This window comes from Psychrobacter sp. LV10R520-6 (genome assembly GCF_900182925.1).
Classification (GTDB): domain Bacteria; phylum Pseudomonadota; class Gammaproteobacteria; order Pseudomonadales; family Moraxellaceae; genus Psychrobacter.
Map to the genome: position 1 here is coordinate 1,822,441 of NZ_LT900024.1, position 25,643 is coordinate 1,848,083.

The following is a 25,643-nucleotide window of genomic DNA, read 5'->3' on the forward strand; positions in this document are numbered from 1 at the left end:
GGGCTATCAAGGCTACTGATTAACAGCGTTATCGTCTTTAAATAAAGAGATTACAGGTTTACTTTTTGGTTTAAAAATTTGGACCTCAGTTGATTTAGTCTTACTTAATTTAATTTTAGTTACCTTAGCGTTGGCTACCAACCTAATATTGGAAACTGATTTAGCGGATGGTAAAGAAGTGCTCGTTGCTACCTCTCCATAATTATAATTGGCAAACATGACTTTTGCGGCCCATAACTTTAGCAGGCAGACAGTGATAGCACAGAAAAACAGTATTGGAGAATAGAGCGGCGATAAGGGCGACACGATGACCGCCGTTATCATGTTGAGTATCAATAGCAGCTTAGGTAACGCGACTATATTAGCCATCCATGCCGTGCGTCGCGTGCGCATGTATTGTTGTTTGGGTGTACAGATAAAGGGCTTATCACGTCCCCACAACACTGGTAACCAGGATAAAGCCCCGAGCTCCCAAAAATTAAGGTGCAAAGCCCATGCCCGTAGCTTATTACTAATGCTTGGATTACTAATGCTCTGACTATGGCCATTCCTTACTTGCTGATTAAGCGGCTCGCGGTCCTGACTATACGCCCATAAGCGTCTTGTCAAAAATATCCCGTAGCTGGCATAGACCACATACAAAGGCGTTAGTAACAATGGTAAACGTATATTTAAATTTATCAGCAGCGCACTACCAATGATCAGTAAGGTACAGATATGCAACAGAATGAAAATACCAGTAAAATTCACCCAAGCGCTAAGCTGCGATAAATGAGCCCGTATATAGGCTAAGCGCTCACCAAGAGCATTTGTTATGGACCTATTTGGCGACAGGCGCGTAGCTGTAGAAAGGCGGGAGGTTATAGAGAAATAGCTATTGAACACTTGCATATTGCCATAAATCCAGCGCCGACGCTGACTCATCAAATCACCGACGGTAGTAGGCAACAAGCCGGTAGCGATTACCTCAGGAATAAACTGGCTGCGCAAACCGTGCTGATGCATCAACACCCCCATCTGCGCGTCCTCTGTCAGAGAAGCGCCCGACCAACCGCCTAAATCTAGCAATGCGCTACGGCGAATAATTGCATAAGTCCCTGTCGATAACGCACGCTGACGATTGAAGGGCCGGTATAAATGATAATTAAAATAATGATTCAGCTCACTATGGACATCGACTCGGCCAGCATCACGGTAAAACTGCGGAAACTGTAATAGTGCATAATCGGGATAATCATCAATAGCAGCAGCGATAGCGCTTCTTGCCTGCGGTAATGCTTGATAATCACTATCGACCACTACTACATGTGTAGCATTGGGATTCATAAGGCCTAATGCTAGATTTAGTGCCCCTGCTTTAAAGCCTGCCACCGCATCGATGTGATAAAAGTGTACATTTAGCCGTGTATCCAGTTCAGCACAAAATGTTGCTAATGGCTCATAGAGTGCGGTCTCAGTATGGTTGTTATCAACAATTAATATCTCATCGCCAGCAATGAGTGAATAGTCGCTATCACCATCTCAGCAGGCTCAGCGCGGGTCATCAGCTGAAAACTTAAACACATAGGCGGATTAGGACTATTAAAGTTAGCAATATTGTCATTAATTTCTTTAAAATTTTCTTCAGAATAACTATGCTGACTACAGCTATCTCTTAAGGCATCATTAATTTTCAAGATGCTTTTACCTTTTATACTAATCTTCAGTACGCTATTTTTTGATAAAACAATATCGACCTCGTTGTTGCTAGGAATGCTGGTGCTAGAAATACTGTTACCAGGAAAATATTGTTTTAGCGTATCTTTGCTTATAGAAAGCGAACTTGCTGCAGTATGGACTTCCCTACTGATTGTCATGACTTATCCTTAGGCATATACATCAGGGACATAAATCGACCCAAGTTAATAAATAAATCCCATGTTAGCCAAAAGGGTTGGCAATAGTTATTTATGATCTGTCTTTAAAATAGTATTAATGTAACGCTGGGTAAAAAATGTAAAAAATAGCGTTAAATTAGTTACTTACGAAACGAAACACCCTAATTAATCTTTTTTAAAGATTGCTAGAAGTCTTTTTTTTAGACAAAAAAATACCGCGCTCATCATTGAAGATAAGCGCGGTATTTTTCAGATATAGTCAGTAAAGACTATCAGCTAATGCTTAGTTTAAGATTCCATAAGCAACTAATGCATCGGCAACGCGTTTAAAGCCAACCATGTTCGCGCCCGCCATATAGTCAATATAACCATTTTTAGTTTGGCCATACTGCTCTGATGCTTCAGCAGCGCTATCATGAATGTCTTTCATAATGCATTTTAAGCGCTCATCCACTTGCTCAAAAGTATCGTATTGGCGTACTGAGTTTTGTGACATCTCGAGCGCAGATACTGCCACGCCGCCAGCATTAGCCGCTTTACCAGGCGCATAGTGCACCTGATGCAGGCGAATATGATTAATAGCTTCGGCAGTAAGCGGCATATTAGCCCCTTCTACCACATATTTTACGCCATTCTCAACCAACTGTTTAGCATCGTCTTCATCCACTTCATTCTGGGTCGCTGATGGGATGATGATATCTGCTTTAATGGGCCATGGCTTTTGCTTAGCAAGCCATTCGCCACCAAAAATATCAACATATTCAGCTAAAGGCTTGCTCTGTTCTTTCTGAGCTTTTAGCCAATCGATTTTTTCTTGAGTAAAACCACTAGCATCATGTAGCGTACCGCGGGAATCTGATACTGTGATAACGTTGGCACCAAGGGCGATACATTTTTCGGCAGCATGTAGTGATACGTTACCAGCACCTGATATCAATACTTTTTTACCTTTGATATCTTCTTTTTGAGTGACTAGCATACTTTCTAGGAAATATACCGCCCCGTAGCCAGTGGCCTCAGTACGCATTAAGCTACCACCAAAACCAACGCCTTTACCGGTAATCACACCAGTAGATTCGCGGGTTAAGTTTTTGTACATAGCGAACATGTAGTTGACTTCGCGGCCACCTACCCCAATGTCACCGGCTGGTACATCCATGTCTTTACTGATGAAGTGATGCAGCTCACGCATAAAGGCGTAGCAAAAACGACGAATCTCGTTCTCAGACTTACCTTTAGGATCAAAATCAGAGCCGCCTTTACCGCCGCCGATTGGCAGACCGGTTAAAGCATTTTTGAAGATTTGTTCAAATCCTAGGAATTTTAAAACAGATTGGGTCACAGTCGGATGAAATCTAAGACCCCCTTTATAAGGACCTAAAGCGTTATTGAACTGGACACGCCAGCCGCGATTAACTTGCACTTCGCCTTGATCGTTTTCCCAGTTAATACGAAAGTTAAAAATACGATCTGGCTCTACTAAACGCTCAAATATCTTTAAGGCTTCATATTCAGGATGCGCGTCATATAACGGCTTGATAGTGATGGCGACTTCTTTTACCGCTTGGACAAATTCTGGTTGATGCGCGTATTGGGCTTCAATTTTTTCGATGGCTTGACTGATACTCATATATCTTCCTTAAAGGTAGAAATTGTGGTCGTTTTAGGTATAAAAACGAATGGGATTGAAAGCCAACTGATTGTGCCTCTAACAGGCGAAGTAGCTTTTAGATCATATCTGTATGTCATTTTGAGGGTGTCGAAGGCTAACGAATGTCCATCTCACTCAATGATATGACGGATGATATAACAGACACAAGGTAGAGAATGGTATTTAGCGTGCGCTTAAAAGTCAGATAATTGACTTCGCCTATTTAATTTACCCTGATGATTAAAAAATTCAAGCTCATATCGCAACATTAATGTTATTAGCTATAAATAGTTACTTTTACAGACGACAGGTACTATTTATAATTGGCAAACTTTAGTAGACTAAAATAATACCAATAGCAGATAAAAGGCTAAAATAGATCTGAAGTGGCAAAGATCCCTACTATTTGGTTCTCAAATAGAAAATGTTATATCAATATAGAGAGTAAGGATTTACAATAGGGCGTCTTGAAACACCGCTATTTTTAAAAGTCGTAATTTAAGCACCATAATTTAAGTGTCATAAATAGACATTTTTTATTATTCAATAACCAGTTATAGAGACAGCGATATGCGTACAGACTCATTCCAACAGATATTGGAAGACTTAAACAGTTCATCATCAGACGTTGAGGCGTCGGCCCTAATTTCTAACGATGGCCTTATGATTGCCTCAGCACTTCCTTCCGGCATTGATGAAGACCGCGTTGGCGCGATGTCAGCTGCCCTAATATCACTAGGGGACCGTGCTGGGCGTGAGCTGGCGCGCGGTAGTATTGATCGTATTATGATTCAAGGCGAAAAAGGCTATGTCATCATGACCTCATCAGGTGATGAAGCGGTACTGACCATTATGGCAAAACCAAATGCTAAGCTTGGCTTGATATTCTTGGACATCAAGCGCGCCTCAGAAGCCCTAGCAAAACTTATCTAGTCAGTGACTCTATCAGCTGCTTTCTATAACTTGCTTACTAATATAGTTTGCTTGTTTTATAAGCATCTTAAATGAAAAACTATCATCTGTCTTATAAAGATTAGTTGAGGCCATACATACTGTATGATTTTAATGAGCCAATACAGACTGACGGGTATTAAAGACCTTGCCCCTCAGTACATGTGAGTAAGCTAAGTTTGATGAGTAATAAACACTAGCAATATATTGCTTATATCGAAACATGTTCTTAGGTTTATGACTCTAATCTAGTTCTTCAATGTTAATGATTACAACGATAAATAAAGGAGATTACTATGGGTTCTCCACTCCCTGATGCCAATCAGCCAGATACGACAGCTGAGCAAGTCACATTGACTTATCAAGATGGAACTTCACGAACTGTTTATGATACTGGTATCGAGCGGCCCTATCCAGACGGCAAGCTCATTGTCTCGCGTACCGATCTAGACGGTGTCCTCACCCATGTGAATGACGCTTTTATAGAAATCAGTGGTTATGATCGAGGTGAATTAATCGGTAAACAGCATTATATTTTACGCCATCCTGATATGCCAAAAGCCGCCTATAAAGACTTGTGGAATACCGCAGAGTCTGGCCAAAAATGGCATGGGTATGTCAAAAACTTGTGCAAAGATGGCAGTCATTATTGGGTCTATGCAACCGTCGTTCCTAATGTCCGTCGCGGCGAAACAGTTGGCTATACCTCGGTCCGCCGTAAGCCATCACGTAGCAAGATAGAGGCGGCTATTGCCCAGTATGCTGAAATGAAACAGAATGAGGAAGGTTAAATCATGAGTGAACCAATGTATAACCTGTTAATCGCCCCTGATTTTTCGCCTGAGCGTTTTGCAGGCTGGCATATGTTCAACACCTTAATTCAAAAGCGTGCTGACATTCATATGCATTTAAACACGCCTACCTCTTCTGCTGAACAAGAAGAGCTGATCAAAGCCGGTAACGTGCATATTATTTATGCCAATCCATTTGATGCCGCTGAATTAATACGTGAACAAGGCTATCGTGCTATCGCCCGTCCCATCGGAAAATCTGACGAGATGGTTATTGCCGCGTCTGCAAGTAGCGATATCAACAGCTTAGAAGATATTACTAATGGTGCTACCGTGGCAATGGCAGACAACCGTGACGTCAAACTTATCGGGCTAAGATTGCTTGAGGCCGTTGATTTAGAAGAAGCAGACTTAAACTGGGACGTGACTGAAAATTATCAAGCAGCCGCGAGAAAAATTATCAAGGGCGATGCTCAAGTAGCGTTCTTTTTAGCAGAAATATTCCATAGCTTTTCACGCTTGACTAAAACTCAGCTATCAGTACTGATAGAAAGTGATTTAGCGGATATCAGCCACGTACTCTTGATTAAAGAAAATGTTGCCGATGCGGTGGCTTTAACGGATGCGATTCTTGCTTTTCATAACGATGATGACGGTAAAGAAGCACTCGCTGAGCTGGGTATCCCGCAAGGCTTTGAGCCCATGAGCGAAGAAGATGCCGAATTTATGATAGATTTGATGGAAACCTTACTTGATTAGCAATTTTAATTAGCATCTTGGCTACTATCTTGATGTGATGGACGCCTGCCCTCTTATTTTTTCAACCTGCTGACGCTGAAAGCTTTACAAACAGTACTGTTGACTATGACCTCAGAGATACTCTTATGAGTGACTTAACGCTTATTAAAGAAAGTGAAATGGTAGCCCGCCGATTGTTTCGCTTATACTCGCGCAAAATATTTTTGGCGCCGAATAATCGTCATTTTCACGAACAACGTATTAATGCAGCATTGCTTCTCAATGAAAAAGAGCCTTTACAAGGTGCGGTAGCTGACTTCTTTTATGGCTGCTGGTATGACATTCCTTATGACGTTACCAATATGTTTACTCGTATTCAAGGACGCTTGCACCCCCATGTTGAACAAGCTTTTCGCGACTGTATTGATAAGCTAGCTTACATTCAACACAGCAGTGTGCTTGCAACCCGTTGGAGCGTACTGGTAACACCCTCATTAAACGAGCAAACGCAGCGACTACGTATCAGCAGTGACGATGCTAAGGAAATTGCCAAAGATATCACAGCTGAGCTTATGATGGCGCGCGATAACGAGGACTGGAACACGATTGAGCAAATCGAAAATGAGTTTTTCTCCCACTGTGTTGCTCGCAATGATCGTTTGGCCTTTTCTATCGTCTGGTTTCGCTTGGGCAAGAGTGACTGGCAGTTCGATGAGCGCTGGGATAATTGCCAGCAAAGCCTTGACCAAACTGTCGAAGCATAGATGATAACTTTATTAAAGAAGTTCACTATAAAAATTTATATAAATGGTAGCCGCTATGTCTTACTTAAATGTCGATAAAACCTATCTTACCCTAACCCCAGCAGGTATCTTTGAAGCGTTTTCACAAAACGAACCCACTGATCAGCAGCTATCACTACAAGCATTACTGTCACACCACGAGACCATGCTTGCTGGTAATTGGTTGGAGACTTATTCTGATGAATGGCTAGAAGACTTTTTAGAACAAGGCTGGATTGAGAAGCTATCGATCTTTTTACCTGCTCCTAACCTACCGTTGGATCAGTTTTTGCCTTATGTGGTGTCAAGCTTATCAGGTAACCGACGCGCTGCGATTGCTTCCGATGAAGGATTTTGCTTGGCGCGGATTGGCTATAGCCAAGAAGAAGCAGACATGCTGTGTGTCGCCGCCGCTGACTTCTCAGGCTTTATGTTGCGCCAAAAGCAACGCGGCTGGTCAGTAGAGAGCCAAGCGATTTCATTCTTTCAGCAAGTCGATTTACTGATTCCTGAAACCAGCTTTGTCTTTTTATGGATTGATGGGGCGGGCTACGCTATCATTATCGATGGTGAGCCACTAACCAATAATCGTGCCTTTGTTGAGCTGGTTTGGGCACTAAAAACATCCGGTCTGCGTTTTGCCAGTTAAATTAAGTTAAATCAGTTTTATTGATAAGTGCGTTTTGTTTCCTGTTCGGCGCACTTTTTTACAAGCTTACCTTCACACTTCGCAATATAATATTTTTGCGCCTCATCTTCCTTAATCATCATTTATTAGTATCCCCGTCTACCCGCTATCAGTAGCCCTTCTCCAAATAACAGTAATACCCCAATAATAAGAATACTCTGCCAAATAACAACAACTTACCTAGCGATCAGGCATACTATAACCAGTTTAATTATCAACACTTTCTTCTATCTACCTTTTTATACCGCCCTTGTTATTTACATTCTATTTTCTAGATAGTATTACCCATTAGATAACATGACCTACCCCCTGATAGTGGCAACCTTTGCCAGATTTTGCACTCTTGCTCTTTTTTTAGGATGGTTTATGACTTCGCTTACTTCTGTGCGCGTGCGTTATCAAACGATTGAAATTGGCAATACCGATATTCATGTCTGCACTCTGCGCGATAACCAACAATTCAGCGACCCTGATGACGAGGCGCTCAACTTAGGTATTTGCTCGGCATCTTGGCCATTATTTGGCGTGATATGGCCGTCAAGCTTGGTGCTAGCCAACCATATGCTCGATTATGATATCGCTGGCAAGCGTATCCTAGAGGTCGGTTGCGGCATGGCATTATCTAGCCTACTGCTCAATAATCGACACGCAGATATCACAGCGACTGACTATCATCCGACCGTCGAGTACTTCCTTGATAGAAACACCTTATTGAATAGTAGTAAAGAGATTGCATTTGAGCGCTTAGATTGGGCGCAAGTGAACAGCGGTCTTGGTCGTTTTGATATGATTATCGGTAGCGATTTACTCTATGAAGACCAACATGTGTCTATATTGGCAGCCTTCATCGAACGTCATGCCAATCCAAACTGTGAAGTGATCGTCGTTGATCCCGGCCGTGGTCGCAAAAATAAACTGACCGCAAAAATGGCTGAGTTTGGCTTCAGCAGTCATCATATCAAACCGGAAGATACCACTTATTTAGATATGCCATTTAAAGGTCATATTTTGACGTTTTCGAGGGCGTAAGGCTTTGAAGAAAAGGTTAATTGGCCTTAGTTTTCCGCCATTCCTGCTGATTAATTTTATATAAGACATGCTCAGCAAGTACATGGTCTGGCTTAAGCGCAGGATGATAAAAATTGTCCTGCGTGTTGGTCATGCCGAGCCGCTCCATAACTGATTGGGAGCGCTTATTAATAACAGCAGTGAAAGAGACCACTTCATCCAGTGCTAGCTCCTCAAAGGCAAACTTTAAAGAGGCATTCGCGGCTTCAGTAGCATAGCCTTGTCCCCAAAACTCCTTGCGCAGTCGCCAAGCAATCTCGACACAAGGAGCAAAGTGAAGATCAGCATGCGTTTCATTCAAGCCCACAAAACCGATAAAAGCATCACTCTTTTCTGAACCATCTTTTAGACTTACCGCCCAAAATCCCCAACCCTTATCTTTAATGAGCTGCTGACATTTATTCGCAATGATATCACTCACTGCTGCTGATAATACCTTAGGAAAATATCGCATCACTTCTGGATCGGCATTCATATCAGCGAATATCGCAAAATCGCTTGGTTGCCACTGCCTAAGATATAGACGTTCTGTTTCTAATGTCGTTACTGTCATAAAGCTCAACCCTCACTTGATATGTATTAAATAACGAGACTCTAAAACCTTCATCAAGTATCAACTTTCATCAAACATGTTTGGCTTAAATGTTGAAAACTGTCTCAATTTTTAGGAAGCTTGACTTGCTTTTTTTCGCAGCTCATGGCGTAATATTTTACCGACTGTAGATTTGGGTAGCTCATCTATAAACTCAATGTGACGCGGACGTTTATAACCGGCCAGACTCTCTTTGCAAAAATCTTTAATCTCTTGCTCAGTGACGCTGTTGTCAGATTTTACGACATAAGCTTTGACTGACTGACCTTGGTTCTCATCATCGACACCGACCACTGAACACTCAGCAACCTTAGGGTGCATCTCAATGATGTTTTCTACTTCATTCGGAAATACGTTAAAACCACTGACGATGAGCATGTCTTTTTTGCGATCGTATATCTGAATATAGCCCTGCTCATTCATTGAGGCCACATCACCTGTTTTGAGGTAGCCATCAACCGTGAAGAAGCTGGCGTTATCGATTCTATGATAACTTGAGATGATATTATCGCCTTTGATACACATCTCGCCGACTTCACCCAGCGCGAGAATGTTTCCCTCTTCATCACGGATATTGATGTCAACACCAGGTAGTGGTAAACCAATGTTGCCGTTATACTCAGTATTGATAAGCGGATTGGCAGTACCGACGCCTAAGCTCTCTGACATGCCCCAGCCTTCAATAATTGGCAAACCGGTAGTATCTTGCCACCTCTTCGCGGTTGCTGGTGTTGCCGCCATACCACCTGCCAGCGACAACTTTAATTCCGAGAAATCAAGACTCTCAAATTTAGGGTTGTTAAGCAAAGCTTGGTATAAGGTATTGACGGCCGGGAAAATATGAAACGGTCGCTGCCCTAATATTTTAACAAAGCCGTCGATATCACGCGGATTGGTCACTAACGTGAGGTGCTGACCCACGCGTACCCCTAACAGAAAAATAACAAAAGCGTAAATATGGTACAAGGGTAAAGCAATAATAGTATTGATTTGAGTATCTTTAGGCAGATTTTTATAAACAGGATTGAACCATTCTTCAAATTGAGCGGTCGCTATTACTACATTGTGATGAGTCACTAAAAGTCCTTTGGCAACCCCAGTCGTCCCGCCTGTATATTGCAACATCGCTAAATCATCAGGCTGACCCACAGGGCGAGAATAAGACAAGGACTTACCTTGCTTTACTACAGATTTGAAACTGACTACTTTATAGCTTGAGTTCGACTTTAATCCGTGACTTGGGATGGCCTTTTTAATATGCTTGGCCGCCAAATTCACTACGTTGCCTTTTATCGTTCCCAGCATGTCACCAATCGTGCTAATGACTACCGTTTTGACACTAGTCTCATGAATGATTTTTTCTAACGTCTCACAAAATGGCTCTAAGATAAAGATCGCTTGGGCGTCTGAGTCCGTCAATTGATGCTTAAGTTCACGTCCGGTATATAAAGGGTTGATGGTCGTGAGAACCATTCCTGCACGAATTACCCCGACAACTATGGGGTAATATTGATTGACATTGGGCATCATAATGCCAATGGTAGAGCCTTTCGCCAGTCCTAGACTCTGAATCCAGGCTGCGATATCTCGAGATATAGTATCAATCTGCTCATAAGAGTAAGTCACCCCCCATGTTGGTACTCAGTTCTGTTTGAACATATTTAGCGAATGTATTATCAAAGATAATTAAGTAGCGTTTTATGCTCACACGTTAACTCAGCACGTACGCCCTCAGGATAGCTGTCCGTCCAAAATTTATTCATAACATACCTTCCTTGGTAATTAATGAGTCACTGTTTATAGTAGCATCTACTATTTTTTAATATTTAACTTGTTGCCATCCAGATGTGGCATGGTGTTCATCTTGATGCGCAAATAGTGGATGCACTTTGGCTTCTTCTAAAGTTAAAACAGGGGTTACGCAAACATCTGCTGACGCAAAGGTCTCCTGCCAGTAGCGAAGCGGCTGGCTTGCAAAAGTCTCAGTCACTTTCCTCAAAGCCTCTTTACTGTCCGGCGTATTGGGCATGACCCCAAGTTGCCAATGTGTTGCTTTAAGCTCAGGCAACGCTAGCACGTCGCATAAGCCTTGCCAAAACTTGAGCTCTAGAGAGCCCACTGCCATATAGCGATCGTCAGCCGTTTTATATAGACGGTAGCAAGGTAGTAACCCACCCAAAAAGTCATACTGTGGTGGCGGGTTTCGACCTGAGAAGCTTTTGACCAGCGTCCCTGTCGCTTTTGGCATGACCATATGCTGGTATAAGCTATGGGTCATGCTGACCGCGATATGTCGACCTTTGCCCGTCCGCTGGGCGGCGAATACAGCAGCCAATAACGCAATCACTGCGGTATCACTACCACCAGCCAGATCTGCAAACTGGATGTTAGGCATGGCCTGCTCGCCTTTAGCCGTTTTTAACTGATCAAGGACGCCACTCATGGCCATAAAGTTGATATCGTGACCGGCTTTATCAGCCCACTCATGCTTAATATCGTCACCAATTTCTGACCCATACCCAGTGATGGATACGATAACCAGCTGTGGATTGATGGCATGAACGGTCTTGGCATCTAAACCCATGCCTTCTAATACCCCCGGACGGAAGCTATCGAGCATGACATCCGCGTCTTTTAGATGCGCCTTGATTGACTCGATACCTTTAGGATCACGAAAGTCATATTTTTCAATAGTCTTACCGTGATTTAAAGCTTCAAACAGTCCCCCTAATGCGCGGGCAGGATCACCATTTTTGGGCTCAATCTTGATGATCTCTGCTCCTAAATCGGCAAGCAGACGGGTTGCAAAAGGTCCTGGTAGATTGCGAGTCAAATCGACGACTCGCAATCCTTGTAAGCAATCAGTCATCTGGCTGATACCTGATGAGGTACTTGATGCCGCATTTAAGGATGTGTTGTTAGGCATCGGTAAACTCCTTGCCTTTTTCAGCCATGTCTACTACGATTTGTGCTGGTGCAAAACGGTCGCCATACTGCTCAGCAAGCTCACGGCTACGAGCAACGAACTTGTCTACGCCCAGCGCATTGATGAACTGTAGCGTGCCACCATGCTGCGGCGCAAAGCCCCAACCAAAAATAGAGCCCACGTTGGTATCTGCGACAGAGCGTACGACATCTTCCTCATAGCATTTGGCTGATTCGTTGGCTTGAATGAACAATAAGCGGTCAACTAAGTCTTGTTGTGATGGCTGCTCTGCACTTGTGGGGAACAAATTGGTCAATTCAGGCCATAAGCGCTTCTCGCCATTTTCTGGATAGTCATAGAAACCTTTACCCGCTTTTTTGCCTTCACGGCTATGCTCTTGACCCACGACTTTTAGCACGTCATAAGAAGGACGATTGGCCTGAGGCTTACCTTCAGCTTCTAGGTCTTTATTGGTCTGTTCAGTAATATGTATAACCAAACTTAAAGACACTTCATCTTGTAGCGCTAATGGCGGCATTGGCATACCTGCTTTCATACCCGCCACTTCGATACTGCGTGGATGAACCCCTTCACCTAGCATAGTGATACCTTCTGACACATAGGTAGCGAAAACACGTGAGGTGTAGAAACCACGGCTGTCATTAACCACAATAGGGGTCTTACCAATTTGTAATACATAGTCAAAGGCTTTGGCTAAGGTTTCATCATCGGTTTCTTCACCCATGATAATTTCTACCAATGGCATCTTGTCCACAGGTGAGAAGAAATGCAGACCGATAAACTGGTTCGGGCGCTTACTGGCAGCAGCTAGACCAGTGATTGGTAATGTCGACGTATTTGAAGCATAGATCGCTGACTCAGGAATAACCGCTTCAGATTGTTGAGTACATTTTGCTTTTATTTCACGGTTTTCAAAGACCGCTTCAATGATTAAATCACAACCTTCTAGGTCATCATAAGAGACCGTGGTTTCAATCTTACTCAATAAAGCATGTTTTTTCTCTTCAGTTGAGCGACCACGGCTGATGGCTTTGTCAAGAATCTTTGTTGAGTATTCTTTCCCTTTATCCGCTGACTCAATGTCTCTATCTAGCAAGACCACTTCAATGCCGACTTTGGCTGAGACGTAGGCAATACCAGCACCCATCATACCAGCCCCAAGCACACCGACCTTTTTAGTCTTATACTTATCAAAGCCATCAGGACGTGATTGACCTTTTTTGATGCTGTTAAGCTGGGTCCACAGGGTATTGATCATATTTTTGGCTTCAGGAGAAAGCACGCACGCTACAAAATAACGCGATTCAATTTCTAAACCTGTATCGATGTCGACCATACAGCCTTCAAACACACACGACATAATGTGTGTAATGGCAGGATAGTTGCCATGTGATTTTTGGTTCGCCATCGCTGGTGCAATAGAAAACATCTGTACAACGCTGGGATGCTTGCTGTCGCCGCCCGGAATTTTAAACCCTTTTTTATCCCATGGCTGTTGCGCTTTAGGATTGGCTTTGATCCACTCTTTGGCTTGCTGTAGCATATCTGCTTGGTCACTGGCAGTCGCATCGATAAGACCGATGTCTCTTGCGGCTCCAGGACACAATTCTGTACCCTGAGTCATTAACTCCAGTGCTTTTTGGATACCGACTAAGCGTGGCAGACGCTGAGTGCCACCGCCACCGGGCAGCAAACCCAACTTGACTTCTGGCAGACCGAGCTTAGTCTTAGGCGAGTCAATAGCAATACGATAATGACAAGCTAAAGCAATCTCAAGACCACCGCCTAGCGCCGTGCCTGTCATAGCAGCGACTACTGGCTTACCAGATAGCTCTAGTTTGCGCAGACTGCCTTTGAGGTCTTCAACCAGTTCAAACGCTTGTTCAGCAGTTTTGATATTACCCAATGAATCAATATCGGCACCGACAACAAAGGTCTCTTTGCCTGAGGTTAAGATCAAGCCTTTAGCAGACTCATCAGTAGCAAAGCTGTCGGTCAACGTGGCAAAGGATTCAGTGAATCCATCGCCGATGACATTCATTCTGCGATCGCTTTGATCAATAGTTACTGTGACGATACCATCATCATCACGCTGGGCAGCAAAGCTTGCCAATGCATTAATGGCGTTTACGCTATCCATGTTATCTGTGTTATTTATAGTCATCCTAAATCCCTTTTATATGCGGTTGCTTCCAATCTAATTAATGACACTCTTCTAACTAATGACACTCTAAATTGATAACGGTTTATTGATCTATACGCGCTCGATGAGGGTAGCGATGCCCATGCCGCCGCCGACGCATAGTGTAATCATTGCCGTTTTTAGATCTCGCCGTTCTAGCTCGTCAAGTACGGTCGTCATCAACATGGCTCCAGTGGCGCCAAGCGGATGACCCATAGCAATAGCACCGCCATTAACGTTAACGATATCTAGCGAGACATTAAAATCTCTTGCCGTTTTTAGCGGTACGGCAGCAAAAGCTTCGTTAATCTCCCAGAGATCAATATCTGATGCTTGCATACCTGCTTTATCAAGCACTTTTTGACACGCAGGGGTAGGACCTGTCAACATAATGGTTGGCTCAGAGCCAATCACGGCGCCCATGGTAATCTTGGCACGCGGTTTTAGACCTGCTTTTGTACCAGCAGCAGCGCTACCAATTAAGCAAAGCGCAGCGCCATCGACGATACCCGAAGAGTTGCCCGCATGGTGGACATGATTGACTTTTTCAATGGTGGTGTATTTATCTAATATCACGCTATCAAAGCCCATTTTACCGGGCATAACGAACGAAGGATTGAGACCAGCTAAGGTTGCAACATCAGTATTAGGACGGATAGTTTCATCTTTGTCCAATAACACCATGCCGTTAAGATCAGTGACAGGAACGACTGATTTATCATTGTATCCATTATCCCAAGCGCTGGCTGCGCGGCGATGTGATTCGACAGCAAACTCATCGACGTCCGTGCGACTAAAGCCTGCTAACGTGGCGATCGTATCAGCGCCGACCCCTTGTGGTACAAAGCCTGTGGCCTCGTTAACGCGCGGATCCATATACCACGCACCGCCATCAGAACCCATTGGTACACGGCTCATAGATTCAACGCCGCCTGCTGCAACCATATCTTCCATACCTGACATGACTTTGGCGGCGGCAAGGTTAATAGATTCAAGACCTGATGCGCAGAACCGCGACAAGGTTAAACCAGCCACACTTTCAGCCCAGCCTGCATCAAGGACTGCGATGCGAGCAATATCTGAGCCTTGTTCGCCAACGGGTGTCACACAGCCAAGCACCACATCATCGACCAAGCTGGTGTCGAGATTGTGGCGCTGTTGCATCTCTTTCAATAGCGTGCGGACGAGCCAAATGGGTGTCGCTTGATAAAGCGCCCCGTCTTTTTTTCCTTTACCGCGAGGCGTTCGAATCGAATCGTAGATATAAGCGGTCTCAGTCATAAAAAATCCCTATTTATAGTTGATAAATAATGAAGTATTGAGGAGACAATAGTCTCCTCAATCAAATGATGAATAGTACGAGCTGATCAAAACTGACGGGTGAGAATGGTATTACATAAAGCGTGATGCCAGCTCTTTCATGATCTCGTTCGTACCACCATAGATCTTTTGTACCCGCGCATCTGCATACAAGCGCGCAATAGGGTATTCCATCATGTAGCCGTAACCACCGAATAATTGCACACATTCATCCATCACGATGCATTGCTTTTCAGTGACCCAATACTTTATCAATGCGGCATGTTGTACCGTGAGTTTTTTCTCTAAAAGTGCTTCAATAGCCGCATCGCACAAGGCACTCGAGGCAATATAATGAGTATTGCACTCTGCCAACTTAAAGCGGGTATTTTGAAAGCTCCATACCGGTTTGCCAAAAGCAGTACGCTGTTTGGTATAGTCAATGGTCAAGTCCAGCGCCAGCTTCATCGCTCCAATACCGGCAAGCGCTACAATTAAGCGCTCCTGCGGTAGCTCTTGCATCAACTGCATAAAGCCCATGCCCTCTACAGTACCCAACAAGTTTGCTTGCGGTACGCGCATATTAGTAAAGAACAGCTCCGAGGTATCTTGCGATGCCAACCCAAGTTTTTTTAGCTTTTTACCGCGCTCAAACCCTGGGGCATTATCCGTATCAACCACGATCAGCGACACGCCTTGGGCGCCTTTTTCTCTATCGGTTTTGCACGCCACAATAATTAAATTGCCTAATTGTCCATTGGTAATAAAGGTCTTTGAGCCATTGATAATATAATCGTCACCCTCTTTGACCGCATAAGTTTTGATGTTTTGCAGATCAGAGCCGGTACCTGGCTCAGTCATCGCAATCGCCCCAATCATCTCACCCGTTGCCATTTTAGGGAGCCATGCTTGCTTTTGCGCTTCTGTTCCGTGATGTAGGATATAAGGCGCCACAATACCGGAATGCAAAAAGCCGCCAAAACCTGCTTGATTGGCTTCTGACTGCGCATAAATAAGCGCCGCTTCATGGCGAAAGTCACCACCTGCGCCGCCGTATTCTTCTGGCATGGACGCACATAAAAAACCCATCTCGCCCGCCTCCAACCAAGCTTCACGATCGAGCATACCGTTTTCACGCCATTTTTCGTCGTGCGCTTCCCATTTTTTAAACAACTTGAGCGCACTCTCTTGCAACATCTCAATCTCTTCATCTATCCATCTGGGCTTAAAACATTCAATCGTCATGGGTCCATCCTTGGTCTTGAGTTAATAAATAGGGTTAATAAATCAGGTTTATAAAATCATCAAGGGTCATTCATGGCAACTCATAAATAAGCATGTCCTCTCATTTGTTCTACGACTTGATAATAAGGGTAATAATAATTACCAATAAAAACTGATAAGGTATGCTTTTATTTGCTTGCCTTTCCTTGTAACTAATAAGCATACTGACAAATAACAGCGTCTCAAGCAATAGCTACTTAAATTATGGTAATCCTAATTACTCTTGATAACTGATTTTTGTTCCCATTCTATTAATGATTGATGCCATTAATGATTGATGATATCAAGGTCAACTGATTCTCTTACTCTACCTTGGATACTTATATGAGCCGTCCTAAACCTTCTATCACCACTGCCCCACTTTCAGCCATGCGCCAATCAACGCTCGATAGAATTGAGCAAGCGGTGCTACACCTGTTCGATGGTCGTGATGCCAGTGAGGTGACCATGACCGAGATTGCCAACAGCGCCAATGTGTCGCTGCAAACACTGTATAAATACTTTGGTGACAAACAAACTGTTATTTATACTATATTGGATCGGGTGTTGGCACGATTGGCTGCTCGTATGATTGATCACCTGCAAGGCATTGATAGCGTTAAAGAACGTTTGCGTAAGACGCTATGGGTCTGTTTTGATTTTGTTGACTCAAACCCGAATGCGGTGATGGTACTATCGACGGCGGTGCCGGTATCCCGCTACCGTAACATTGCTATTTATGAGAATAGGATGCTGCTTGATGCGTTTTTGACGGTATTAGCAGATGGTCAAAGCCGCGGCATTCTGAACGATGCCGTACCGCTTTATACCCTGTTTGATGTCTATATGGGTTTTATCAGCCGACTGGGACTCATGCATATCGTCCGGCAACATTCTGGTCCCATTACTGATGATTTTGATGCGTTATTTACTATCTTGTGGCGGGCAATGTCTATGCCTGAATCACAAACCATTTGATAAGAAAAACCAGTGTGATACCGTAAAGTGGGCTGATTTAACCTCAAAAAATAAGCAAAAAAAAACCCCAGCTATTTAACTGGAGTTTTTCTTTATTGTATAGAACTTACGCTGCACTAGATCACAGTATAATAACTTGCTAACTATAGTTAACGGTCTAGATTGGCTAGCGTTCTAAATGTAGATACTGCATATGACGCTCATATTGATTGAGAATATCGACCAATACTTGCTCTTTGGTGTAGCCAACCAGATCATACTCTTGCGAGCCATCACTTAAGAACACCTCAGCTCTGTAGTAATGTTCAGCCAGTTTGCTTGAGGTATTAAGCGTGAAGTTAGGACGTTCAGCTTTTACCAAATTGACTTCATAAATAAAGTCATCTTGATCGCCATGGCCGACTTGTAATTTCAGACCCTCTATTTGAACGCTCTTTTGGTCCTTACCTTGATCTATATCTTGACCAATATGCTCAAGATTACGGACATTTAAAGCCGTTTTGAGACCACCTGCTTTTAGCTCATCTTCAACTTCAGTCATGGCAGGCAATACAATGGTCTGTAAAAAACGCTCAACTTGTGCATGTTTAGGGAAGCTAACAATACGTTGCAAGCGCGCCTTCCAGCTTTTGCCATTATCCAGCACATTAGCCGTACCTATCGTACTCGCTTTGCGTTTATTGCCCTCTTCTTTTAGTGATTTCCACATGGCTACCATATAGAGCACTAAGATAATTGAGAACGGCAATCCTGCTATAACAGAAACCGATTGCAGTGAGGCAAATCCGCCGGCAAATAGCAAGCCTAGCGTGATAAGACCGGTCGCCGCTGCCCAAAATAAACGTAACCAAACGGGTGCATCGACACCATTAGTCAGGCCTCTTGAGCTCAAATTAGCCAATACTAAAGCGCCTGAGTCAGCTGATGTGATAAAGAATACCAAGCCAATAATAACCCCCGCAAGAGACAGCACATCACTGTACGGATAATACTCAAATAACGCAAACAGACCCATTGCAGCATCGTTAACAGCGACCTCACCAAGCTCAGTGGCACCATTAGCAACCAATTCTATTGCCGAGTTACCAAAGATAGAGAACCAGGCAAAGATGAAACCTAGGGGAATGAACATCACGCCAAAGACGAACTCACGTAAGGTACGACCACGGCTGATACGAGCAATAAACAAGCCTACAAACGGCGCCCATGCCACCCACCACGCCCAGAAAAACACGGTCCAGCCTGACTTCCATTCGGCACCAGCAGCACCATCGTAAGCATAGACATCAAAGGTCTTAGCAACGATGGTTTGGAAGTATTGACCTATATTCTGAGTAAATGTATTAAGCAGATAAACCGTATTGCCCATCACCAACATCGCAACCAGCAATAATATAGCGGCTATCATATTGAACTCGGATAAACGGCGTACACCTCTCTCAACACCGGTCATGGCTGAGATAGCCGCTGCCGCGACCACACCGACGATAATAAAAGTCTGAACCATTTTACTCGATTCAATACCGAAGACATGCGTCAGTCCCGCATTGGCCTGTAATATGCCAATCCCTAGACTGGTCGCAATACCCATCAACGTACATACGACGCCAAAAGTATCAATACCATCACCCAGCCAGCCCTTAATTAAGCGCTCACCAAAGATTGGGGTTAAGGGAGAACGCAGTGCCAGTGGCATGTTTTTGCGATAAGCAAAGTAGGCCAGCGCCATACCGATTAGCGCATATATGCCCCAACCATGCAGACCCCAATGTAAAAACGTTTGGGAGACAGCTTGGCGCATGGCCTCTTCACTTGCCGGCGTAAGTCCAGCATGTGGCGTGAGGTAATGCATTAAGGGCTCGGAGGCACCAAAGAATAGCAAGTCGATGCCAATACCCGCTGAAAACAACATCGCCGCCCATGCTAAAAAGGGAAATTGCGCCTTTTCATGGTCTTGACCAAGCTTGATATCACCATATTTAGAGAACCCGACAAATAAGGCAAAAATACTATAAGCGGCAACCACCAGCATGTAATACCAGCCAAAGCTCTCTGATACCCACGCCATGCCAGCGTCGAGCAAAGCTCCACTATAGGTTGGAAAAACAATGGTCCAAATGATTAATAAAATAGAAATAACAGCTGAGCCCACAAACACTGTTTTGTTTAGACTCATGGTTTGTGTCGTATCCTCGGAAGGCGAGCTATACATAAAAGAAAACCTCAATAGGTAAAATTAACCACATTCAGGTATCACCTTGTCCGCCACAGCGTCACAGCGTCACAGCCTCTTGGCATCATAAAGTCAGGTAATAACAATCAGTAGAGCATTAGTAATTTTCGTTGTTTTAAAAAGTTAGTATTTATCGAGCAGGACTGTAATCCCGCATCGGCTCACTTCTTAATGGCGCGCCATTCGCAATGTAATAGTCTACGGTCGAACGGGCCAGCTGCACGCCTTTCATTTTATCAGCGATTTTTTCTGCCATCATAATCGTGGTCGCGTTGAGATTGCCACTGATAATATTGGGCATAATGGACGCATCCACGACGCGCAGTCCCTCAATACCATGTACTAGCCCCTCTCCGTTGACCACCGCATCACTATGTTCACCCATCGCACAAGTGCATGACGGATGATAAGCGGTCTCACTATTCTCACGAACGTAGTCATCTAACTGCTGGTCAGTGACTAAATCTTCAGTGGGTGAGATGGCACGCCCACGGTAAGGATCGAGTGCCGGCTGATGCATAATTTCACGAGTGATACGCATCGCTGCACGGAACTCACGCCAATCCTGATCATGAGACATATAGTTAAATAAAATACTGGGATGCGCGCTTGGATCACGCGAAGTCAATTTCACTCGGCCGCGACTCAGTGAACGCAAAGAGCCGACATGCGCTTGAAAGCTATGAGAATCGCTGGCACTTCGACCGTCATAACGAACGGCAAGCGGTAAGAAATGATACTGGATATTGGGATGCGTAAAGGTCTCATCAGTACGGATAAAACCGCCACCTTCAAACTGGTTAGAGGCTCCCAGCCCAGTGCCTTTAAATAACCATTCTGCACCGATAGCGGGCTTATTCCACCATTTATTAGCAGGGGCAATTGAAACTGGTTGCGTACACTCATACTGCATATAAAGTTCTAGATGGTCTTGTAGATTATTGCCAACACCTGGCAAATCTAGAACCACAGGCACACCCAGTTCTTTAAGCCACTGACCAGGGCCAATACCTGAACGCTGAAGTAATTGCGGCGTGGCAATTGCACCTGATGAGACAATGACTTCACGAGAAGCATGGAAATTCTTAGTCTGACCGTCGTGCTCTACCTTAACGCCAGTGGCACGTTTGCCATCGAACAAGATCACATCGGTCAGCGCGCCAGTCAAAATCGTAAGATTACTGCGCGGCTTGGCTTGATCAAGATAACCCCGAGCGGTTGAAGACCGGCGACCGTTTGGGGTTACAAAACGGTCCATCGGGCCAAAACCTTCTTGCTGATAGCCATTTAGATCTTCGGTGCGAGGATAGCCTGCTTGCACGCCCGCTTCAATCATCGCTTGAAACAGCGGATTAACCCTTGGCTTTGAGGTAGTCATTTCGACAGGACCACCCACACCATGATAGTCATTCTCGCCAGCATCACGGTTTTCCAGCTTTTTAAAATAAGGTAGGCAATCCGCATAGGTCCAATCTTCTAGACCTTCTATCTTAGCCCAGTCGTCAAAGTCCAAGGCATTGCCGCGGATATAGCACATGCCATTAATTAAGGATGAGCCGCCAAGGCCTTTACCGCGACCACAGTCCATGACCCGGTTATTCATATAGGGCTCAGGATCGGTATTATAGCCCCAATTGTAGGTTGTCCCTTGCAAAGGCATCGCCAAAGCTGCTGGCATTTGCGTGCGGAAGTCTAGCCGATAATCTGGACGGCCTGCTTCTAATAACAACACCTTGATATCGGCATCCTCAGTCAAGCGCGTGGCCAACACGTTTCCCGCTGACCCTGCGCCGACAATGATATAGTCATATTCAGATATGGTTGATGACATAAAAACCTCTTCAATATTAGTAATTAAATAGCAGATATTAAAAAATAATCGCTAAAACAAACCTTAAAAACTCGCCATTAAAATACCGATTCAAAGGCGCCCAACTCTACTTGGATAGACTTAGTTTGAGTATAGTGCTCAAGGGTTTGCATGCCGTTCTCACGGCCGATTCCTGAATGTTTGTAGCCACCTACTGGCATTTGTGCTGCTGACTCACCCCAGGTATTTAACCAGCAGATACCCGCTTCAATCTGAGCAATCACACGATGCGCCCGCGTTAAATCAGCAGTCACTACCCCTGCTGCCAAACCATACTCGGTAGCATTAGCACGGCGAATGACTTCTTCTTCGGTCTCATAAGTCAATATCGACATGACCGGACCAAAGATTTCTTCTTTGACAATGCTCATGTCATCAGTGCAATCGCTAAAGACGGTCGGTGCAACGTAGGCTCCGTTAGCAAGTGCTCCTTCCGTTACTCGCTCGCCGCCACACAATAACCGAGCACCGCTAGCCTTACCTTGCTCCATATAGCCAAGCACTCTTTCCATATGCGGGAAGCTTACCAATGGCCCCATGGTGACGCTCTCATCCATAGGATCGCCTAACTTGATTCGCTGGACACGCTCTAGAATGGCTTGCTCAAATTTGGCTTGTAAAGTCTTGGGAACGAACACGCGCGTACCATTGGTACATACCTGACCAGTGCTATAGAAGTTTGCCATCATAGCGATATCAGCGGCAGTATCAAGGTCGGCATCGTCAAATATGATCAACGGCGACTTACCACCAAGCTCAAGCGTGACGTCTTTAAGCGATGATGTTGCCGCGCTAGACATGACTTTTTTACCAGTCGGTACGCCGCCAGTAAACGATACTTTAGCAATATCAGGATGCTGAGTAAGCGCTTCGCCCACCTCATAATTACCCTGTACGACGTTAAAGACCCCATCCGGTAAGCCAGCTTCAGTGAATATTTCTGCCAGTTTTAGGACTGATAAAGGCGTCATCTCAGAAGGTTTAAAAATCATTGCATTACCAGCGGCTAACGCAGGTGCCGCTTTCCACATGGCGATTTGAATCGGATAGTTCCAGGCGCCAATGCCTGCGATAACGCCTAATGGCTCCTGACGGGTATAAACAAAACTAGTATCCCGCAGTGGAATCTGACGGCCTTCAATAGTTGGCGCAAGCCCCGCATAATATTCAATGACATCGGCACCAGTGACAATATCGACATATTTAGTCTCAGAGATTGCTTTGCCGGTATCCATAGTTTCAAGCATCGCAAGCTCGTCATTACGTTCGCGTAATATTGCAACTGCTTGCAACAAAATGCGACTACGCTCAACAGGAGTCATGGCTGCCCATACTTTCTGACCTTTTTGCGCTGCTATGACGGCTTGGTCAATTTGCGCAGTAGTCGTCTGTTGAATGGTCGTTAATACTTCACCAGTCACAGGATTAATGCTATCAAATGTCGATGTCGCCTCGTCTACCGCAAGATAGCTGCCATTAATATAAGCAGTCTGTATTTGGTCAAAATCAATAGTGTTTTTCATATTAGTTGAATCAGTCATGATTGCTCCTTATGACAACCGGCAAAAAAAGGGCTATAGCAAGCCCTTTACACCTAATAAATTGTCGTTTTTATAAATGGTTAAAATGAATAAAGCTATATTTTACTGCTGCTCACTCTGGGTCATTTGTATTAAGCGGTGACGCAGTGACTTTTTATCAGGAATGCTAATACCCGAAAAATCAGAGAGCCAAATGCCATCAGCTACCAGACGCACCATACATAATGTTTCGGTATTGTCCGTTTGTTCATGCTTCCGTAATTGCTCATTAGACCAATGGGCCCAAACCTCGCGAAGGTCTCTATCCCCTAGCATCAGTACATACAAGGTTGCTTGGTGATTAAATTCTTCCTGCCCTTTTTCGCCTAGGCTGATGGTGGCATCTATATATGCGCGCGTAAAAGAACCATAACTCACTGGGTCTTTGGCCATTGCATCATTTACTTCTGATTCAAACTTTGCCATGGCATCGTTGAATACCGCAAGAACAAGCACGTCTTTAGTAGCAAAGTGATGCATCACCCCGCCTTTGGTCACCCCTACCACATCAGCGACTGCCTGAAAGGTAACTTTAGACAACCCTTGCTCTACCGTAATTCGTGACGCTTGCTCAAGCAGAGCACGGCGAACCAGCTCCGGCTGTTTTTTGCGTTTATAAGCATTATCTATCATTTAATGTCCCACAGAATTGGAGAGTACATTCATTACCACCACACCACCGACGATCATAGCAATGCCGACCACTGCGGGAGTATCCAGATTTTGTTTAAATACTATGATGCCAATAATAGAGGTTAGAACAATACCCAGTCCTCCCCACATGGCATAAGCAATGCCCAATGGCAACGTTTTTAGCGTGTGCGTTAGCAGGTAAAACGATAATACATACAGCACACCCATAATAAGGGTCGGAACTAAGCGGGTAAACTGTTCTGACTTGACCAAAAACGTCGTGCCAATCACCTCACAGATAATAGCCATGCCAAGATAAAAGTAAGCAATAGTGGTAGGACTCATAGTTAAGGGGCTCATGTTAGTTACAGCGCTATCAATTAAAACGCTATTAGCTGAAGCGATATTAATAAATGATTATAAAGAAACCATACGGAAGGTATCTTATAGCCTTTCATGGAAGATTGGAAGAGATAGTTTGTCCCTGTATCATTATAGGCTAACAAGATATTTTCTTATTGACTTGTAACATATGCATGTTAATCTAAGCGTTCTTTGGGGAGTAGCCTGCTTTCGTTCTACGAAAGAGTTCGTGTCAACATGCTTGGCCATATGCCATGGTGCGAACACCTCTCGGTTGGCGAGACCATCGATATATTCACACTGCAGGTCGGGGGTGTGAGTATGTCGTGGACTCTATACTCGACCTGAGAAAATAAAAATGAACCCTGTAGCCCTTCTGTTACTTGCTCTCTCTATGTCTACTGATGCCTTCTCTGTGGCAATTAGTAAAGGCGCAAGCCTTAAAAACCCCCGTTTTACCGAAGCCTTAAGAATAGGCCTTATTTTTGGCACTGTTGAAGCTATCACGCCCATTATTGGTTGGTTCATCGGCCATTCAGCAGCCTCTTTTGTCGAATCATGGGATCATTGGATAGCGTTCACTATACTCGTCGTTCTCGGTCTGCATATGATTTATGAAGGTTTAAAGCCAAGCAGTGAGAGGGAAGAAGCGCCGTCGAGACATTCTTTCTTCAAACTTGCTTTGACTGCATTCGGTACCAGCATTGATGCGATGGCTATAGGTATTAGCCTGGCGTTTATAGAGGTCAATATTTTACTGGCGGCGGGTCTTATTGGCCTAGCTACTACAATAATGGTCACTTTAGGTGTCATGCTGGGGAAAGTATTGGGTTCACTACTCGGTCATAAGACTGAAATATTTGGTGGCTTAACTCTAATTGCTATCGGTGCGTGGATTCTGTCAAACCATCTTTAATCGGTAGGTTGGTGCTTCTATATATAGGCACTGTATAGCATAGCTATTCATTCTACAGTGCCTACCAAACATTATTAACAGGCATAAAAAAAGCCTTATTTAGGCTTTAATTTTTAAAGTAGTTTTCGTCCAAATAGATTAGATAAGATGCTAGACAGCATCGAGTTAAATTGAAGTATAATTTCAGCTGCCAGTCCAACAATCAAAATGCAGGTTGCTATTGCTCGTAGTATAAATCTAT

22 protein-coding genes and 1 riboswitch are annotated in these 25,643 nt (G+C 44.2%); of the genes, 8 read left to right on the forward strand and 14 right to left on the reverse strand.

Going from position 1 to position 25,643, the window contains the following annotated elements:
• Positions 1-12: 12 nt before the first annotated feature.
• From U1P77_RS07585 to gdhA, 3 genes are all read right to left on the reverse strand, one after another.
• Positions 13-1,497: a glycosyltransferase family 2 protein gene (locus tag U1P77_RS07585; protein ID WP_321156655.1), complete on the reverse strand. Its 1,485-nt coding sequence runs from the start codon at positions 1,495-1,497 to the stop codon at positions 13-15.
• Positions 1,476-1,856, reverse strand: coding sequence for a hypothetical protein (locus U1P77_RS07590; protein ID WP_321154437.1), 381 nt, complete (start codon positions 1,854-1,856; stop codon positions 1,476-1,478). Before U1P77_RS07590 ends, U1P77_RS07585 begins: the two co-directional genes overlap by 22 nt.
• A 304-nt stretch (positions 1,857-2,160) precedes the next feature.
• Positions 2,161-3,507, reverse strand: a complete 1,347-nt coding sequence (gene gdhA, locus U1P77_RS07595) for an NADP-specific glutamate dehydrogenase (RefSeq protein ID WP_321154438.1) — start codon at positions 3,505-3,507, stop codon at positions 2,161-2,163.
• Between the two features lie 591 nt (positions 3,508-4,098).
• Between gdhA and U1P77_RS07600 the strand changes: the two genes are divergently transcribed.
• The 6 genes from U1P77_RS07600 (at position 4,099) to U1P77_RS07625 (ending at position 8,507) form a co-directional block, all read left to right on the forward strand.
• Positions 4,099-4,461, forward strand: coding sequence for a roadblock/LC7 domain-containing protein (locus U1P77_RS07600; RefSeq protein ID WP_321154439.1), 363 nt, complete (start codon positions 4,099-4,101; stop codon positions 4,459-4,461).
• 314 nt (positions 4,462-4,775) lie between these two features.
• A complete protein-coding gene (locus U1P77_RS07605; RefSeq protein ID WP_321154440.1) occupies positions 4,776-5,270 on the forward strand; it encodes a PAS domain-containing protein in 495 nt (164 codons plus the stop codon).
• A gap of 3 nt (positions 5,271-5,273) precedes the next feature.
• On the forward strand, positions 5,274-6,029 hold the full coding sequence (locus U1P77_RS07610) for a phosphate/phosphite/phosphonate ABC transporter substrate-binding protein (RefSeq protein WP_321154441.1): 756 nt from the start codon (positions 5,274-5,276) through the stop codon (positions 6,027-6,029).
• Positions 6,030-6,154: 125 nt separating this feature from the next.
• The gene (locus U1P77_RS07615) at positions 6,155-6,772 is read left to right on the forward strand and encodes a hypothetical protein (protein ID WP_321154442.1); all 618 of its coding nucleotides are present in this window, start codon (positions 6,155-6,157) and stop codon (positions 6,770-6,772) included.
• A gap of 55 nt (positions 6,773-6,827) precedes the next feature.
• Entirely contained in the window at positions 6,828-7,439 is a 612-nt protein-coding gene (locus tag U1P77_RS07620; RefSeq protein WP_321154443.1) for a hypothetical protein, read from the forward strand.
• A gap of 405 nt (positions 7,440-7,844) precedes the next feature.
• Positions 7,845-8,507 (forward strand): class I SAM-dependent methyltransferase, encoded by a 663-nt coding sequence (locus U1P77_RS07625; protein ID WP_321154444.1) that lies wholly within the window; start codon positions 7,845-7,847, stop codon positions 8,505-8,507.
• Between the two features lie 16 nt (positions 8,508-8,523).
• On the opposite strand, the gene U1P77_RS07630 is transcribed toward U1P77_RS07625, so the two are convergent.
• From U1P77_RS07630 to U1P77_RS07655, 6 genes are all read right to left on the reverse strand, one after another.
• Positions 8,524-9,099, reverse strand: a complete 576-nt coding sequence (locus U1P77_RS07630; protein WP_321154445.1) for a GNAT family N-acetyltransferase — start codon at positions 9,097-9,099, stop codon at positions 8,524-8,526.
• Between the two features lie 111 nt (positions 9,100-9,210).
• Positions 9,211-10,764 carry an AMP-binding protein gene (locus U1P77_RS07635; RefSeq protein ID WP_321154446.1) on the reverse strand — a complete coding sequence of 518 codons (1,554 nt, stop codon included), beginning with the start codon at positions 10,762-10,764 and terminating at the stop codon, positions 9,211-9,213.
• 193 nt (positions 10,765-10,957) lie between these two features.
• Positions 10,958-12,064, reverse strand: a complete 1,107-nt coding sequence (locus U1P77_RS07640) for a CaiB/BaiF CoA transferase family protein (protein WP_414478996.1) — start codon at positions 12,062-12,064, stop codon at positions 10,958-10,960.
• A complete protein-coding gene (locus U1P77_RS07645) occupies positions 12,057-14,249 on the reverse strand; it encodes a 3-hydroxyacyl-CoA dehydrogenase NAD-binding domain-containing protein (protein ID WP_321154447.1) in 2,193 nt (730 codons plus the stop codon). The genes U1P77_RS07640 and U1P77_RS07645 overlap by 8 nt, the downstream gene beginning before the upstream one ends.
• A gap of 90 nt (positions 14,250-14,339) precedes the next feature.
• Entirely contained in the window at positions 14,340-15,548 is a 1,209-nt protein-coding gene (locus tag U1P77_RS07650) for an acetyl-CoA C-acetyltransferase (protein ID WP_321154448.1), read from the reverse strand.
• A 111-nt stretch (positions 15,549-15,659) separates the two neighbouring features.
• Complete coding sequence (locus tag U1P77_RS07655) at positions 15,660-16,811, reverse strand: acyl-CoA dehydrogenase family protein (protein ID WP_201555851.1); 1,152 nt, start codon at positions 16,809-16,811, stop codon at positions 15,660-15,662.
• Between the two features lie 363 nt (positions 16,812-17,174).
• Between U1P77_RS07655 and U1P77_RS07660 the strand changes: the two genes are divergently transcribed.
• Complete coding sequence (locus U1P77_RS07660; protein ID WP_321154449.1) at positions 17,175-17,807, forward strand: TetR/AcrR family transcriptional regulator; 633 nt, start codon at positions 17,175-17,177, stop codon at positions 17,805-17,807.
• A 166-nt stretch (positions 17,808-17,973) separates the two neighbouring features.
• On the opposite strand, the gene betT is transcribed toward U1P77_RS07660, so the two are convergent.
• The 5 genes from betT to U1P77_RS07685 form a co-directional block, all read right to left on the reverse strand.
• On the reverse strand, positions 17,974-20,019 hold the full coding sequence (gene betT, locus U1P77_RS07665) for a choline BCCT transporter BetT (RefSeq protein ID WP_321154450.1): 2,046 nt from the start codon (positions 20,017-20,019) through the stop codon (positions 17,974-17,976).
• Positions 20,020-20,170: 151 nt separating this feature from the next.
• Positions 20,171-21,871, reverse strand: coding sequence for a choline dehydrogenase (betA, locus tag U1P77_RS07670; RefSeq protein ID WP_321154451.1), 1,701 nt, complete (start codon positions 21,869-21,871; stop codon positions 20,171-20,173).
• Positions 21,872-21,948: 77 nt separating this feature from the next.
• Entirely contained in the window at positions 21,949-23,433 is a 1,485-nt protein-coding gene (gene betB, locus U1P77_RS07675; protein ID WP_414479077.1) for a betaine-aldehyde dehydrogenase, read from the reverse strand.
• A gap of 120 nt (positions 23,434-23,553) precedes the next feature.
• Positions 23,554-24,123 carry a TetR/AcrR family transcriptional regulator gene (locus U1P77_RS07680; RefSeq protein WP_321154453.1) on the reverse strand — a complete coding sequence of 190 codons (570 nt, stop codon included), beginning with the start codon at positions 24,121-24,123 and terminating at the stop codon, positions 23,554-23,556.
• Positions 24,124-24,468 carry a DMT family transporter gene (locus U1P77_RS07685; RefSeq protein WP_321154454.1) on the reverse strand — a complete coding sequence of 115 codons (345 nt, stop codon included), beginning with the start codon at positions 24,466-24,468 and terminating at the stop codon, positions 24,124-24,126.
• Positions 24,469-24,668: 200 nt separating this feature from the next.
• A riboswitch (yybP-ykoY riboswitch) is annotated at positions 24,669-24,836 on the forward strand.
• A gap of 8 nt (positions 24,837-24,844) precedes the next feature.
• On the opposite strand from U1P77_RS07685, the gene U1P77_RS07690 reads away from it, so the two are divergent.
• Positions 24,845-25,402 carry a manganese efflux pump MntP gene (locus U1P77_RS07690; protein WP_321154455.1) on the forward strand — a complete coding sequence of 186 codons (558 nt, stop codon included), beginning with the start codon at positions 24,845-24,847 and terminating at the stop codon, positions 25,400-25,402.
• The last annotated feature ends 241 nt before the right edge of the window (positions 25,403-25,643 follow it).

What these genes read in the sequence shown, in the direction of transcription:
- U1P77_RS07640 (WP_414478996.1), bottom strand. Translation starts at nt 12,064, where the DNA reads ATGCCTAACAACACATCCTTAAATGCGGCATCAAGTACCTCATCAGGT.
- U1P77_RS07660 (WP_321154449.1), top strand. Translation starts at nt 17,175, where the DNA reads ATGAGCCGTCCTAAACCTTCTATCACCACTGCCCCACTTTCAGCCATG.
- U1P77_RS07600 (WP_321154439.1), top strand. Translation starts at nt 4,099, where the DNA reads ATGCGTACAGACTCATTCCAACAGATATTGGAAGACTTAAACAGTTCA.
- U1P77_RS07605 (WP_321154440.1), top strand. Translation starts at nt 4,776, where the DNA reads ATGGGTTCTCCACTCCCTGATGCCAATCAGCCAGATACGACAGCTGAG.
- U1P77_RS07685 (WP_321154454.1), bottom strand. Translation starts at nt 24,468, where the DNA reads ATGAGTCCTACCACTATTGCTTACTTTTATCTTGGCATGGCTATTATC.
- betB (WP_414479077.1), bottom strand. Translation starts at nt 23,433, where the DNA reads ATGAAAAACACTATTGATTTTGACCAAATACAGACTGCTTATATTAAT.
- betT (WP_321154450.1), bottom strand. Translation starts at nt 20,019, where the DNA reads ATGTATAGCTCGCCTTCCGAGGATACGACACAAACCATGAGTCTAAAC.
- U1P77_RS07690 (WP_321154455.1), top strand. Translation starts at nt 24,845, where the DNA reads ATGAACCCTGTAGCCCTTCTGTTACTTGCTCTCTCTATGTCTACTGAT.
- U1P77_RS07650 (WP_321154448.1), bottom strand. Translation starts at nt 15,548, where the DNA reads ATGACTGAGACCGCTTATATCTACGATTCGATTCGAACGCCTCGCGGT.
- U1P77_RS07590 (WP_321154437.1), bottom strand. Translation starts at nt 1,856, where the DNA reads ATGACAATCAGTAGGGAAGTCCATACTGCAGCAAGTTCGCTTTCTATA.
- betA (WP_321154451.1), bottom strand. Translation starts at nt 21,871, where the DNA reads ATGTCATCAACCATATCTGAATATGACTATATCATTGTCGGCGCAGGG.
- U1P77_RS07625 (WP_321154444.1), top strand. Translation starts at nt 7,845, where the DNA reads ATGACTTCGCTTACTTCTGTGCGCGTGCGTTATCAAACGATTGAAATT.
- U1P77_RS07645 (WP_321154447.1), bottom strand. Translation starts at nt 14,249, where the DNA reads ATGACTATAAATAACACAGATAACATGGATAGCGTAAACGCCATTAAT.
- U1P77_RS07620 (WP_321154443.1), top strand. Translation starts at nt 6,828, where the DNA reads ATGTCTTACTTAAATGTCGATAAAACCTATCTTACCCTAACCCCAGCA.
- U1P77_RS07680 (WP_321154453.1), bottom strand. Translation starts at nt 24,123, where the DNA reads ATGATAGATAATGCTTATAAACGCAAAAAACAGCCGGAGCTGGTTCGC.
- U1P77_RS07610 (WP_321154441.1), top strand. Translation starts at nt 5,274, where the DNA reads ATGAGTGAACCAATGTATAACCTGTTAATCGCCCCTGATTTTTCGCCT.
- U1P77_RS07655 (WP_201555851.1), bottom strand. Translation starts at nt 16,811, where the DNA reads ATGACGATTGAATGTTTTAAGCCCAGATGGATAGATGAAGAGATTGAG.
- U1P77_RS07615 (WP_321154442.1), top strand. Translation starts at nt 6,155, where the DNA reads ATGAGTGACTTAACGCTTATTAAAGAAAGTGAAATGGTAGCCCGCCGA.
- gdhA (WP_321154438.1), bottom strand. Translation starts at nt 3,507, where the DNA reads ATGAGTATCAGTCAAGCCATCGAAAAAATTGAAGCCCAATACGCGCAT.
- U1P77_RS07630 (WP_321154445.1), bottom strand. Translation starts at nt 9,099, where the DNA reads ATGACAGTAACGACATTAGAAACAGAACGTCTATATCTTAGGCAGTGG.